General features: G+C 67.3%; 11 protein-coding genes. 3 read left to right on the forward strand and 8 right to left on the reverse strand.

Annotated elements, in window-relative coordinates:
- Positions 1–3: 3 nt before the first annotated feature.
- From glmU to ACFVWG_RS26370, 3 genes are all read left to right on the forward strand, one after another.
- A complete protein-coding gene (gene glmU, locus ACFVWG_RS26360) occupies positions 4–1,455 on the forward strand; it encodes a bifunctional UDP-N-acetylglucosamine diphosphorylase/glucosamine-1-phosphate N-acetyltransferase GlmU (protein ID WP_391546082.1) in 1,452 nt (483 codons plus the stop codon).
- 13 nt (positions 1,456–1,468) lie between these two features.
- On the forward strand, positions 1,469–2,449 hold the full coding sequence (locus tag ACFVWG_RS26365; protein WP_391546083.1) for a ribose-phosphate diphosphokinase: 981 nt from the start codon (positions 1,469–1,471) through the stop codon (positions 2,447–2,449).
- A gap of 695 nt (positions 2,450–3,144) precedes the next feature.
- A complete protein-coding gene (locus tag ACFVWG_RS26370; protein ID WP_391546084.1) occupies positions 3,145–3,822 on the forward strand; it encodes a DUF1932 domain-containing protein in 678 nt (225 codons plus the stop codon).
- A gap of 131 nt (positions 3,823–3,953) precedes the next feature.
- Here ACFVWG_RS26370 and ACFVWG_RS26375 read toward each other — a convergent pair whose 3' ends face one another.
- From ACFVWG_RS26375 to ACFVWG_RS26410, 8 genes are all read right to left on the reverse strand, one after another.
- Entirely contained in the window at positions 3,954–4,625 is a 672-nt protein-coding gene (locus ACFVWG_RS26375) for a hypothetical protein (protein ID WP_391546085.1), read from the reverse strand.
- Positions 4,626–4,693: 68 nt separating this feature from the next.
- Positions 4,694–5,335 carry a choice-of-anchor M domain-containing protein gene (locus ACFVWG_RS26380; RefSeq protein WP_391546086.1) on the reverse strand — a complete coding sequence of 214 codons (642 nt, stop codon included), beginning with the start codon at positions 5,333–5,335 and terminating at the stop codon, positions 4,694–4,696.
- On the reverse strand, positions 5,332–5,976 hold the full coding sequence (locus tag ACFVWG_RS26385) for a choice-of-anchor M domain-containing protein (RefSeq protein WP_391546087.1): 645 nt from the start codon (positions 5,974–5,976) through the stop codon (positions 5,332–5,334). Before ACFVWG_RS26385 ends, ACFVWG_RS26380 begins: the two co-directional genes overlap by 4 nt.
- Positions 5,977–6,013: 37 nt before the next feature.
- Positions 6,014–6,874, reverse strand: a complete 861-nt coding sequence (locus ACFVWG_RS26390; RefSeq protein ID WP_391546088.1) for an anchored repeat-type ABC transporter permease subunit — start codon at positions 6,872–6,874, stop codon at positions 6,014–6,016.
- The gene (locus tag ACFVWG_RS26395) at positions 6,871–7,617 is read right to left on the reverse strand and encodes an anchored repeat-type ABC transporter ATP-binding subunit (RefSeq protein ID WP_391546089.1); all 747 of its coding nucleotides are present in this window, start codon (positions 7,615–7,617) and stop codon (positions 6,871–6,873) included. Before ACFVWG_RS26395 ends, ACFVWG_RS26390 begins: the two co-directional genes overlap by 4 nt.
- Positions 7,614–8,369 (reverse strand): choice-of-anchor M domain-containing protein, encoded by a 756-nt coding sequence (locus ACFVWG_RS26400; protein ID WP_391546090.1) that lies wholly within the window; start codon positions 8,367–8,369, stop codon positions 7,614–7,616. Before ACFVWG_RS26400 ends, ACFVWG_RS26395 begins: the two co-directional genes overlap by 4 nt.
- Positions 8,366–9,901 (reverse strand): anchored repeat ABC transporter, substrate-binding protein, encoded by a 1,536-nt coding sequence (locus ACFVWG_RS26405; protein ID WP_391546091.1) that lies wholly within the window; start codon positions 9,899–9,901, stop codon positions 8,366–8,368. Before ACFVWG_RS26405 ends, ACFVWG_RS26400 begins: the two co-directional genes overlap by 4 nt.
- Positions 9,898–12,312, reverse strand: coding sequence for a choice-of-anchor M domain-containing protein (locus ACFVWG_RS26410; protein WP_391546092.1), 2,415 nt, complete (start codon positions 12,310–12,312; stop codon positions 9,898–9,900). The genes ACFVWG_RS26405 and ACFVWG_RS26410 overlap by 4 nt, the downstream gene beginning before the upstream one ends.
- Positions 12,313–12,391 lie beyond the last annotated feature (79 nt).

Here is a 12,391-nt window from a genome sequence, read left to right on the forward strand (position 1 = left end):
CGCGTGACTTCCCATCGCCCCGCGGCGGTCGTGATCATGGCCGCCGGGCTCGGAACCCGGATGAAATCGTCGACCCCGAAGGTGCTGCACGAGATCGGCGGGCGCAGCCTGGTCGGTCATGCCGTGGTGACGGCGCGTGCGCTGAGCCCCGAGCACCTGGTGGTCGTGGTCGGCAACGGCCGTGAGCTGGTCGAGGCGCACCTGACCGCGCTGGACCCGGACGTGAAGACCGCCGTCCAGGAGCAGCAGCTCGGTACCGGTGACGCCGTGCGCTCCGGACTGACCGCCGTACCGGCTGCTTTCGACGGCTCGATCGTGGTCACGTCGGGTGACGTGCCGCTGCTGGAGTCGGAGACGCTGCACGAGCTGGTCGCCGAGCACGACAAGCAGGGAAACGCCGTCACCGTGCTGACCGCGCGGGTCGCCGACCCGACCGGGTACGGGCGGATCATCCCGGGCGCGGACGGTACGGTCGCCGCGATCGTCGAGCACAAGGACGCGACTCCAGAGCAGCGCCAGATCGACGAGATCAACGCCGGTATCTACGTCTTCGACGCGGCCACGCTGCGTGACGGACTGAGCCGGCTGACCACTGACAACGCGCAGGGCGAGCTGTACCTGACCGACGTACTGTCGATCGCTCGTACCGACGGCAAGCGGGTCGGGGCCTATGTCACCGACGACGCGATGCAGACCGAGGGCGTGAACGACCGCGTCCAGTTGGCCACCCTCCGGGCCGAGCTGAACCGCCGTACCCTCGACAAGCTGATGCGGGGCGGCGTCACGATCGTCGACCCGAACACCACCTGGGTCGACAGCACCGTCGTACTGGCCCAGGACGTCACGCTGCTGCCGAACACGCAGTTGCACGGCGCCACCACGGCCGGCAGCGGTACGTCGATCGGTCCGGACACCACGTTGACCGACGTCGAGATCGGCGAGGGCGCGAGCATCATCCGCACCCACGGGTCGAGCGCGGTGCTCGGTGACGGCGCGAGCGTCGGTCCGTTCGCCTACCTGCGCCCGGGCACCAAGGTCGGCGTGAAGGGCAAGATCGGCACCTTCGTCGAGACCAAGAACACCAGCATCGGTGACGGCGCCAAGGTGCCGCACCTGACGTACGCCGGCGACGCGACGATCGGCGAGGGCGCGAACATCGGCGCCGGCACGATCTTCGCGAACTACGACGGCGTGAAGAAGTACCCGACGTTCATCGGCAAGCACTCGTTCATCGGGAGCAACTCGGTGATCGTCGCCCCGCGGACGGTCGCGGACGGCGCCTACCTGGCCGCCGGGACCGCACTGACCGAGGACGTCGGGCCGGGCGAGATCGCCGTGGCCCGCGGGCGGCAGCGCAACATCAAGGGCTGGGTCGCGCGCAAGCGGGCCGGAACGAAGACGGCGCAGGCTGCTGCGGAAGCAGAAGCCGCGGCCGATACTGGCGACACGAAGTAACGGGAGGCCGGCCATGAGCGGGATGAAGCGAACCACCGAGAAGAACCTGATGGTGTTCTCCGGCAGAGCCCATCCCGGGCTGGCCGCCGAGGTCGCCGAGCAGCTGGGCTCCGGCCTGGTGCCGACCTCGGCGTACGACTTCGCCAACGGCGAGATCTACGTTCGCTTCGAGGAGTCGGTGCGCGGCAGCGACGCCTTCGTGATCCAGAGCCACACCTCGCCGATCAACGAGTGGATCATGGAGCAGCTGATCATGGTCGACGCGCTCAAGCGCGCCTCGGCCAAGCGGATCACCGTCGTGCTCCCGTTCTACGGCTACGCCCGGCAGGACAAGAAGCACCGCGGCCGGGAGCCGATCTCGGCCCGGCTGATGGCCGACCTGTTCAAGACCGCCGGCGCGAACCGGCTGATCTGCGTCGACCTGCACACCTCCCAGATCCAGGGCTTCTTCGACGGCCCGGTCGACCACCTGATGGCGCTGCCGATCCTGAGCGACTACGTCCGCGACAAGTACGGCGACCAGCAGCTGGCCGTGGTCTCGCCGGACGCCGGCCGGATCAAGGTCGCCGAGCAGTGGTCCGCCCGCCTGAACAACTCCCCGTTGGCCTTCATCCACAAGACCCGCGACATCGACCGCCCGAACGAGACCGTCGCCAACCGCGTCGTCGGTGAGGTCAAGGGCCGCGTCTGCATCCTCGTCGACGACATGATCGACACCGCCGGCACCATCACCAAAGCCGCCGACGCCCTGTACGCCGAGGGCGCCGCCGGCGTGGTGATCGCCGCCACCCACGCGATCCTGTCCGGCCCCGCCGTCGACCGCCTCAAGAACTGCCAGGCCAGCGAAGTGATCGTCACCAACACCCTGCCGATCGCCGCCGAACGCCGGTTCGACAAACTCACCGAGCTCTCCATCGCACCGTTGATCAGCCGAGCCATCCGCGAAGTCTTCGAAGACGGCTCCGTCACCAGCCTCTTCGACGGCCACGCCTGACCCGCCGCCGCGGTCCGAACGACTAGCGGCTCGCCTCCACCCCCGGGCCTTCGACCTCCGGCCCCGTCCTCGGGCTCTCGGCCACTGACCACGCGCCTCCCCAATTTGAGCGGATATCCCTCCAGATTGCCCCTTCTCCCCTGAAATTTCGAGGGGAGAAGGGGCAACTTGAGGGGAGATCCCCTGAAATGCGCGGCCGATACGACGGTCGCCGGCTGACGTCGGAGGTTCGGCTAACCGTCGCGGTACGTCGTCGGCCTTTGACCCGGCCGGTGGCCGGTACGACGGGCGCCGGCTGGCGGCGGCGGTGTCCGGCAGCCCCGAGCGATTTGCCTGCCTAGCCACCCAAATCAGGGGTTCCGCACCCTGGTTATGAGTACATAACCCCCCATTTCCGTGCCTAGCCAGGCAAATGTGGTGGCAGATCCATCCCAGCTTCCCGCCCAGCCCCCGGCCGTAACCCCGGACCCCGGGAACCTCGGACCCCGGGAACCTCGGACCCCGGGAACCTTGGACCCCGGCAACGTCGGACCATCCACACATCGGGTAGGAGAGCCGCATTTTCCGGGCGGCGGTGATAGCCCGGTGCGGGGATGTGATGTGCTCGGGGTATGCGGATTGTGGCGTTTCACCCGGGGGCGATGGGGTCGCGGCTGGCTGGGGAGCTGGTTGGGGCTGGGCATGAGGTGTTTTGGGTGCCGGAGGGGCGGAGTCCGGCCAGTGCCGCGCGTGCTGATGCGGCGGGGCTGATTGGTACGGCGTTTGGTGAGGCGGTCGCGAGCGCTGAGGTGGTGCTGTGTTCTTGTGCTCCGCAAGGGGCGGTGGGGATTGCGCAACAGGTAGGTCGTGCTGGGTTCAGCGGTCTGTACGTCGAGGCGAATCCGTTGTCGCCGAATTCGTTGCGGGAGGCGCAGGCCGCCGTACCGGGGGCGACGTTTGTGGATGCGGGGGTGGTGGGGCCGCCGCCGACGGGTGGGGCTAGTCCTACACATCTGATGTTGTCGGGGGCTGCGGCGGAAGAGGTTGCTGCGTTGTGGGCCGGTACGGCGGTGACGCCGCGGGTGGTTGGGGCGGAGCCGGGGGCGGCGAGTGCGGCGAAGTCGGCGTACGCGTTGTACAACAAGGGCAAGGCGGCCCTTGCGGTGCTGGCGTTCCAGCTGGCTGAGAAGCATGGAGTGACGGACGCGCTGGTGGCGCAGCAGGTTCGGGCGGATGCGGGCTCACTGCGCGACCCGCAGTTGCCGGAGCAACTGCGGGCCGTGGCGTGGCGGTGGGGGCCGGAGTTCGACGAGCTGGCCGAGACCCTGGACGAAGCGGGGCTGGAAGGGGATGCGGCCCGGGCACTCCGTCAGGTCTGGACGAAGCTCGCTTAGACGGTGCCGAAGTCCTGGACCCAATAGTGGCCGTAGGTGGCGTTGTAGTCGAAGCGATCGAGCGGTAGCTGCAGTTCAGTATGTCGGCGCCCGACCAGGCCTGACCACCGCTGCCGGGAAACCCTGTGGAGCTACCCTGCGGTCGGCCTGCCGTAGTCCTGGAGGACGAATGGTGGGATGCGCTCGATGACGCCGGTCATGGCTTCGAGACGAGCCTGTACGTCGGGGGCCGTGAAGCCGCCGTATCCCCAGGAGACGAGGGCGTTGCCGGCGAACTGCCATTCGAGGCCGGGGTTGGCGAGCATCCACTCCATGAGCCGCGGGTGCAGGACCGCGGAGGCGTAGCGCTGGTCGGGGCAGTCGATGCGGAAGGTGTCGTTGAAGACTTGGCTCTCCAGCTCGATGTTGTTGCCGAAGACTCGTTTCCTTCGAGCGAACTTCTTCGAGACCGTCAGTGGTGGGAGTGCGGCGGGGAGGCTGAGTACTACCAGGTGCACGTTGTGGGTCTGCGAGCTTTTGCCGTTGCTGGTTGTGTAGAAGTAGTCCAGCGCGCACATACCGCGACCGCGGTAATCGCCCGCGAACATCTCACCGGGTCGGCCACGCGTGTAGATCGCGGCGGCCACGTCGGCCAGCCACGGATTCGCTGCTGCCAGATACCAGCCGTACTGCGCCATCTCGTGTGCTCGCTGTTGGAGAGCGGCGCGACGACGGTTGGTGTAGGCGATGATCCCCAGCACCAGCGCGACGATCAGCACGGTGCCGCCAAGCAGCAACAACACCACGAGCACGGGCATCCCCATGGCGGCAATTTAGCGTTTCCGAGGTGCAGGGGGCTCGGCGCCGAGCCCCCTGCTGATTCTCGGTGCTGTTACGGCTGGACGGTGAAGGTGTAGGTCTTCTGTCCGGTGGTGATGGCTGTGCCGCCGGTGGTGGTGGCGGTGACTTCGAAGACGGCGGTGTAGGTGCCGGCGGCTTCGAAGGCCCAGTTGGCGTGGGCGTGGGTGTTGATGGCGATGGAACGGGTGTCCGGGAGGCCGTTGCCGCTGTCGAACCACACTGTCGGCGTACCGAGTGAGTTGGTGGTGTAGACGGCGACTGCGTCCGGTCCGCTGACCGACAGGAGCTTCACGGAGACGGTGTTGCCGGACAGGACGCCACTGGGGACGTCCTCCGTGCTGAAGCCCGGCCAGAGGATGCCGGTGGCCTGCGTCTGCGGCAGGATCCACACCGGATCACCAGGCGAGCCCAGGAACGAGTACGCCGAGTTGGACGGCACTGTGGTCTTGCTGGCTGACACAGCGTTCAGTACGACGTCAGCCGGGGCGCGATCGACAGCCGGGGTGACGGTGCCGTCCTTGAGGTCCAGCGTCAGTGCGGTACCAGTCCAGTCGACGTCGATGGCGTCGACGTGACCCGACGAGATCGTGGTGGCGGCGAACGCTGGGGACACCGACAGGACGGTGGCAGCGAAACCGGCGATCAGGGTGCCGGCCAGCCCACGCGCCTTCACTGCTGCACCTTGAAGGTGTAGGTCGCGATGGCCGAGGTGACCTTCTGGCCGGTGGCGGCGAGCGTGCCACTGACCTTGAACTTCAGCTTGTACGTACCGGCCGCCTCGAAGGCCCAGTTGGCGTGCAGGTGACCGCCGGCCGTCGTGTTGATGGTGTCCGGCAGTCCGTCGCCGCTGTCCGCCAGGCGGGTCGGCGTACCGAATGCATCGGTGGTGAAGATGCTGAAATCGGCCGGTCCGCTGACTCCGACCAGGGTGACCTTCAGAGCGTCACCGGTGAACACGCCGGCGGCGATCTCCTCCGCGCCGATCCCGGGCCAGAGCAGCTCGGGGTCCTGGACCTGGGGCAGCACCCACGCGGCGCTGCCCGCCGTACCGAGGAAGCTGTACGCAGGGTCTGCCGGTACGGCGATCTGTGAGCCAGGCTTAGCGGTGAGCTGCACCTCGGCCGGGGTGTACTCGACCCCGTGCTCCTCGTCGTGGACGTGCAGGTTGAAGGCGTTGTCCTCCCAGGCGATGCCGACGACGTCGACATGTCCCTGGTCGAGTACTACACAGCTGGCGGCGTTGGCTGGGACGGCCAGGCCGGTGAGCGCTAGCACTGTCGTTGCCGACAGCATCAAGCGATGAGTGGCGCGCATGCTCAGTTTTTTCAAAATACACTGCCTTTCAGCGGTTTTAGGCGGAAACCAAGACCCGTGTACGTGAGGTACGACGGGAGAGCAGGCCGTGCCGGGGTGCGAACACCCAGCACGCGATGAACACCGCAGTGGCGGTGAGGACGATCAACCCGCCGGCGGCGAGGTTGAACGCGTAGGAGAGGTACAGGCCGGTCAGTCCGGACACGGCGCCGATCACCGGCGCGATCAGCATCATCACGCCGATCCGGTCAGTCAGGAGCCGAGCACAAGCAGCTGGTGTGATCAGCAGCGCCAGCACGAGAATGTTGCCGACGGCCTGGATCGAGATCACGATCGACACCGTCACCATCGCGTACATGGCCAGGTCGAGCCAGAAGATCGGCAGTCCGACGGACCGCGCGGTCTCCCGGTCCAGGCCGACGGTGACGAACTCCTTGTGCAGCGCTCCGGTGATCATCAGCAGTACGGCGCCCGCGATCGCGACCGTGATCACGTCGGTGTTGCCGATGCCGAGCACCGATCCGAACAGGAACGACTCCAGCGAACCGCCGTACCCGGGTGCCGTACTCATCACCACGATGCCGAGGCCGAACGCGGCGGCGAAGAAGACCCCGATCACGGTGTCCTCCTTGAGTCGCCGGTTCTGCGAGAACACGGCCACCGACAGCGCGGTGATCAGCCCCGCGACGATGCCGCCGAGGACCAGGCTGGTCTTGAGGACGAACGCGATCGCGATCCCGGGGAAGACCGAGTGCGCCACCGCGTCCCCGATGAACGCCATCCCGCGCAGCGCGACATGGGTCCCGATGACTCCGCAGACGACGCCGGACATCAGTACGACGAGGAACGCGCGCTGCATGAACACATGCGTCCACGGTTCGGTGAAGAACTCGATCATCGGGTCACTCCCAGGCTGTGCAAGAGCTGTTCGGACCGGGCGACCCCAAAGGCGCGCAACCAGATCGCCGGGTCGCGCAGCTCGTCCGGAGAACCATCGGCGACGACTGTGCCGTTCAGCAGGCACAACCGATGACAGGTGTCGGCCGCGGCCGGAAGGTCGTGCGTGGTCATCAGGATCGCGGTGTCCTTGGCAGTGAGGTCCTTGAACAACCGCGTGAGAATCTCCTGCGTCGGTACGTCAAGACCGGTGAACGGCTCGTCCAGCAACAGCAAACTCGGCTTGAGCGCGAGCGCCCGGGCGACCAGAACTCGTTGCCGTTGGCCCCCAGACAGCTCGCCGATCGGCCGCGTTGCGAGGTCGGTCAGGTCAACCCGTTCAAGAGCCTCCTGTACAGCGTCGCGGTCGACCTGGCGTGGTCTGCGAAGCCAGCCGATGCGATGCGTGCGACCGGTCATCACCGCCGTTCGGACCTGGACCGGGTAGTCCCAGACGAACTCATGGCGCTGCGGGACATAGCCGATCGACCCGCGCGCCTCCATCGGCGTCTTGCCATCGATGGTGATGCTGCCGGCGGTGGTTGGGAGGAGGCCGAGGAGCGAGCGGAGCAAGGTCGTTTTACCGGCGCCGTTCGGGCCGATCAGGCCGACGTGTTCACGAGCCGCGATGCTGAGCGAGACATCGTGGAGGACCTGGCGACCGCCCAGATCCACGGCGACGTCAGTGACGGTGAGGACGGTCATCGGCGTCTCCGCACTACGACGACACCGGTGGTCGCGAGGACGAGTACGGCTGCGGCGGCGATGAACCACCAGAGTTCGACCCGAGTGCCCTCAGGCGCTGGGACCGCGGCCGGCGCGGCGAACGCCGTACGGGCGTCTCCGTCACCTGCGTAGATGCGAAGGGTTCGGCGATCGGTGACGGAGCTTCCGTCGGTGAGCTTGGCGGTCATCGCGACGTCGAGGAGATAGGTGCCTTGGGCATCGAACGTCCAGTTGCCGTGGACGTGGGTGTTGACGTCGATGCCGGTCTGCTGCGGGAACGGCTTGCGGCTGTCGAAGACGGGCTGCGGTTTGCCGAAGTCCGAGTTGAGGAACAGCGTGAACGCGCCCGGACCGCGGACGCCTTCCAATGACCAGGTGACCTCGCGGTCGACCCGGCTGGCCACCTCGGTGTCCTGCGTGTTCCAGCCAGGCCAGACGATTCCGGCCTGCTGGACCTGCGGGATCACCCAGACGGACTGCCCCGGCTTGCCGAGGAACTGGTACGACGGATCATCCGGTACGGCGACCTTCGCCTTGCCGGTCGCTTGGAGGACGACCGCGTCGAGGTCGCGCCAGGTGGCCGGGTCGGTGGTGTCGTCGCGGAGCTGAACCGTCCAGCGGCCGTCGACGAACTTCGGTCCGAGGTCGACGTGACCGTTGCTGATGACAACGGGTTCTGCTTGTGGCGCCAGTGGTGCGACGGCGAGGAGGAGGGCGGCGAGTAGCTTCATTTGGTGGCTCCGAGGCAGCGCTTCAGCTCGTCGGCGTTGTGGCGCATCATGTCGGCATAGGTCCTTGCGTGGTCGTCGAAGGCATCGCCGTACAGGGAGCAGACCTGGACGCCCTGGTCGCGGGCGACCTGGATCAGGACGGAGGCGCGCTGGGCGAGGTTCGGCTCGGTGAAGACGGCCGGTACGTGCAGGTTGCGGATGGTGTCGGACAGCTTGCGGACCTGCTCGACGCTGGGTTCCTGGGCCGGGTTCGGGACCACGAAGCCGGCGACGGTCATGTCGTACGCCGAGGCCAGGTAGCCGAACGCGTCGTGGGTGGTGATGAGCTGGCGGCGATCGGGCGGGATGGTGGCGAGCGTCGTACGGACGTATTCGTCGAGCTCGTCGAGTTTGCTGAGGTAGGCCTTGGTATTGGCCTCGTAGGTCTGCTTGCCGTCCGGGTCCTTCGAGATCAGGGTGTCGCGCATGAGCTGGACGTAGGCCTTGGCGTTGGCGACGTCCTCCCAGAGGTGCGGGTCGATCTCGCCGTGCACGTGCTTGCCCAGGACGGCTTGTGGGAGTTGGTGAATCTGCGTTCCGGGCTTGCCGAGGAACGCGAATCGTGGGTCGTCCGGGATAGGGACGAGTGCTTTGTTCGGTACGTCGATGACCACGTTGCCGGCGGGGACCTGGGACTGGGTCCCGGCTTTGTGCGCGTCGGAGTAGGCGTAGACCTGGCCGGAGTCGAGGTCGACTGTGAGGTCCGTGTGGCCGTCTGCGAGGACGGTCGCTTTGCCGCCGGCTGCTGGTTTGACGGTGTGGGGTTCGACGCCGACCGCGAAGGTGAAGGTGCCTTGGCCGAGCGGTTGGAGCTTGCCGTCGTTGTTGTCGAGAGTGCCGTTGAGAGTCAGGTGGTAGATGCCCGGCTTGGTGAACGCCCAGTTGAGATGCGTGTGGGCGGCGGGTGGGAGCGTCGTACTGTCGGATTTGTCGAGGCCGTTGGTGGAGTCGAAGTAGCGGTCTGGTTGGCCAAGAGACTCGGTGAGGTAGGCGACCAGTTGGCCGGGTCCGTCGAGTTTGGTGGCTGCCAGTTGGACTGACGAGGTGCGCGTTGCTCCTCGCTGCTTGCCTGTCCCTCGCACCCGGAGTCCTAGCCAGAGGACGTCGAGGCCGAGGTTTTCCACGAGCGGGATGACGTGGGCGCCGTACGACTCGGCCGCTTCGGCGAGGGAGACGTTGGGGGCGTCCTTGTCGGCGTTGGCGTCGATGGTCTTGATGAGGCTCTGGGGTTCGAGCAGTAGGTGGTTGGTGAAGGTGACGTCTGCCTTGGCCACGCGCTTGGCGTCGGCCGGGGTCGGTTCATAGGAGTGTGGGTCGCCGCCTGACGGGACCAGACTCGACGCGTTCACCCGGCTGCCCCCGACCTGCTGGACGAGGTCGGCCAGGATCTCGGTCGTGGTGACGACGTTGAGCTTCCCGTCGCTACCTGCCGCCGTGGCTGCGCACCCGGTCAGCAGTGTCAGCGACAGCGCTGCTGCGATCGCCCGCTTCACTTGGCACCTCGCCGAGTCGCCACGAGCAGTGCTGCGCCCAGCAGGATGAACAGCCCCGCCGCCACGAACCAACCAACCCGTACGTCGGCCCCGGTCGCGGCCAACCCACATCCCGACCCCGCACCTTGTGCACCCACCAGCCGTTCCGCGGCACTTTGTGCACCGTTCGACCATTTGGCGGGGGTGGATGTGGTTGAGGGGTGCTCAAGGTGGAGGGAGCGGGCGCCGCCGGGGGCTACTACGACCTTGAGGGTGGAGGCGGTGTGTTGGGTGGGGGTGGCGTGGGTGAAGGTGAGGTTGTAGGTGCCTGGTTTGGTGAAGGACCAGTTGCCGTGGGCGTGGGTACCGATGGGGATCTGGTAGGTGTCGGGGAGGCCGTCGGCGGAGTTGAAGACGATCTGCGGCTGGCCGAACGAGTTGAACTCGAAGACGGAGACGCGGCCGGGGCCGGTGACCTTGTCGAGGCGCCAGGTGACGGTGTTGCCCGGGACCTGGCCGGGTTTGAGCTCCTCGGTGTTCCAGCCGAGCCAGATGACGCCCTGCTTCTGGGTCTGGGGGATCTGCCAGACGGGCGTGCCCTTGGGGCCCAGGAAGCTGAAGGCGCCGCCGGGGGAGGTGGTACCGGCTGCTGAGGTGAGGCGGATGGTGACTGCGGACGGGTCACGCCAGACCGGCGTACCGGGTTGGGTGCCGTCCTTGATGCGGGACTGCAGTGCACCAGCAACTAGCCGTACGGCGTAGTCCGCGTGACCGTTCGAGAGCGTGGTGCTCGCGGTGGCCGGCTGGGTGGTGGACGGTGTCGGTGCGGTTGGCGTGCTGCCGGACGGGCCGGGTGGCGGAGGTGCGGTGGTTGTGGTGATGCAGGGTTTCGGGTTCCCCGGCGCAGTGGTGGGCGTAGTTCCGGGGCGATCGGCCGGGGAGGCGGGGGTTGAGCTAGGCGAGCCCGGAGGGGTAGCCGGTGGCTGGCCAGAGGGCGTGGAGCCAGGCGGCTGAGAGCCGGGCGGAGGTGTGGACGCCGATGGGGGTGTCGAAGCTGGCGGGTGGGGCGAGCTGGGTGGCGGGGTGGTTGGGGGCTTGGTGGGAGTGGTGGTTGGCGGGTTGCTCGGGCAGAGGGGCTTGAGGTCGTTGCCTACGACTACCGGGAGAGTGGCGGTGTCAGTGAGGTGCTGGCCGGTCTTGGTGGTCGCGGAGTAGGTGAAGGTGAGTCGGTAGAGGCCTTGGTGCGTGAAGGCCCAGTTGCCGTGGGCGTGGGTCGGGGCGGCCAGGGCGATCGACTGGGGCAGTTGCTTGCCGCTGTCGAAGGAGACGAGCGGGCCACCGAACTGGTCGAACTGGAAGACGGCGAGCTTGCCGGGGCCCTCCACCTTGTCCAGGGACCAGTGGACCGGGCCGGACAGCTTGCTGTAGTCGACGGACTCGGTGTTCCAGCCGGCCCAGAGGAGGTTCTCGGCCTGGGTCTGCGGGATCTGCCAGATGGTGGCGCCGGGGGAGCCGAGGAAGCGATAGCGCGGGTCGTCCGGGACGAGTTCGTCACCCTCGGGCTTCACCTGGAACGCGACAGTCGCCGGATCCCGCCATACCGGAGTGGTTCCGTGCGTGCCGTCCTTCACCTGGAAGCGCAGCCGGTCGCCGACCGTACGTGCCGCCACATCCACGTGCCCGACGGACAGCACCGTGGTCACGCATGGCGGCGTACTGGTCGGTGTTGCCGAAGGAGTGGGAGTGGTCGGCTCGTACGGGCCGACGACCCAGGTGTAGGTGACGGGGCCCGAGGTGACTGCCGTGCCCGCTGCCGTCACCGCGGATGCCTGGAAGGTGAGGTGGTAGGTGCCCAACGCGGCGAAGGACCAGTTGGCGTGCACGTGCCGGCCGACGCGCTGGTGCAGGGTCTTGTAGGCAGGGTCGACCGAGCTGAAGACGCGGGGTACGGCACCGGTGAACTCGTCGTAGTTGTAGAAGACCTCGACCGCACCCGGCCCTTCGGCGTTCAGCAGCGTCAGGTCGACGGTGTCGTCGCGCAAAGCACCGGCAGGAATCGTCTCGGTGTCCCAGCCCGGCCAGATCAGCTCGGGATCCTGGGATTCCGGCGCCATCCAGACCGTGCTCCCCGGCGTACCGAGGAAGGAAAAGGCCGGTAGGTCGGGGAGTTCTATCCGGGCGGAGCCGCGGTCTTCCAGGTTGAAGATCAGACCGGCCGGGTCGGCCTCGCGGTAGTCGCCGGTGCCCACCCGACTGGCCAGGCGCAAGGCACTTCCGTCGTACGTCGTGTGGAGCGCGTCGGTGTGGACCGCACGCAGCACCTCGGGCACACCGGCAGCGCCGGCGGTCCAAGGGACGAGCAGGCAGAGGGCACCGAGAACGAGGCTCAGGAGGGCAGACAGCAGCGTTGGACGGGAGTGAGTGGCGGTCACAGCGCCGGACTTTATCTGAATCGACAATCATTTTCATTAGGGTCCGTCAGTTCCCGCCCGGATGACGCCCAAAAGTCGT

The organism is Kribbella sp. NPDC058245 (assembly GCF_042882005.1).
In the GTDB taxonomy this organism is placed as follows: Bacteria; Actinomycetota; Actinomycetes; order Propionibacteriales; family Kribbellaceae; genus Kribbella.

Excerpts from the sequence above, each read along its gene's own strand:
- ACFVWG_RS26365 (WP_391546083.1), top strand. The coding sequence starts at position 1,469 with ATGAGCGGGATGAAGCGAACCACCGAGAAGAACCTGATGGTGTTCTCC.
- ACFVWG_RS26375 (WP_391546085.1), bottom strand. The coding sequence starts at position 4,625 with ATGGGGATGCCCGTGCTCGTGGTGTTGTTGCTGCTTGGCGGCACCGTG.
- ACFVWG_RS26385 (WP_391546087.1), bottom strand. The coding sequence starts at position 5,976 with ATGCGCGCCACTCATCGCTTGATGCTGTCGGCAACGACAGTGCTAGCG.
- ACFVWG_RS26390 (WP_391546088.1), bottom strand. The coding sequence starts at position 6,874 with ATGATCGAGTTCTTCACCGAACCGTGGACGCATGTGTTCATGCAGCGC.
- ACFVWG_RS26395 (WP_391546089.1), bottom strand. The coding sequence starts at position 7,617 with ATGACCGTCCTCACCGTCACTGACGTCGCCGTGGATCTGGGCGGTCGC.
- ACFVWG_RS26400 (WP_391546090.1), bottom strand. The coding sequence starts at position 8,369 with ATGAAGCTACTCGCCGCCCTCCTCCTCGCCGTCGCACCACTGGCGCCA.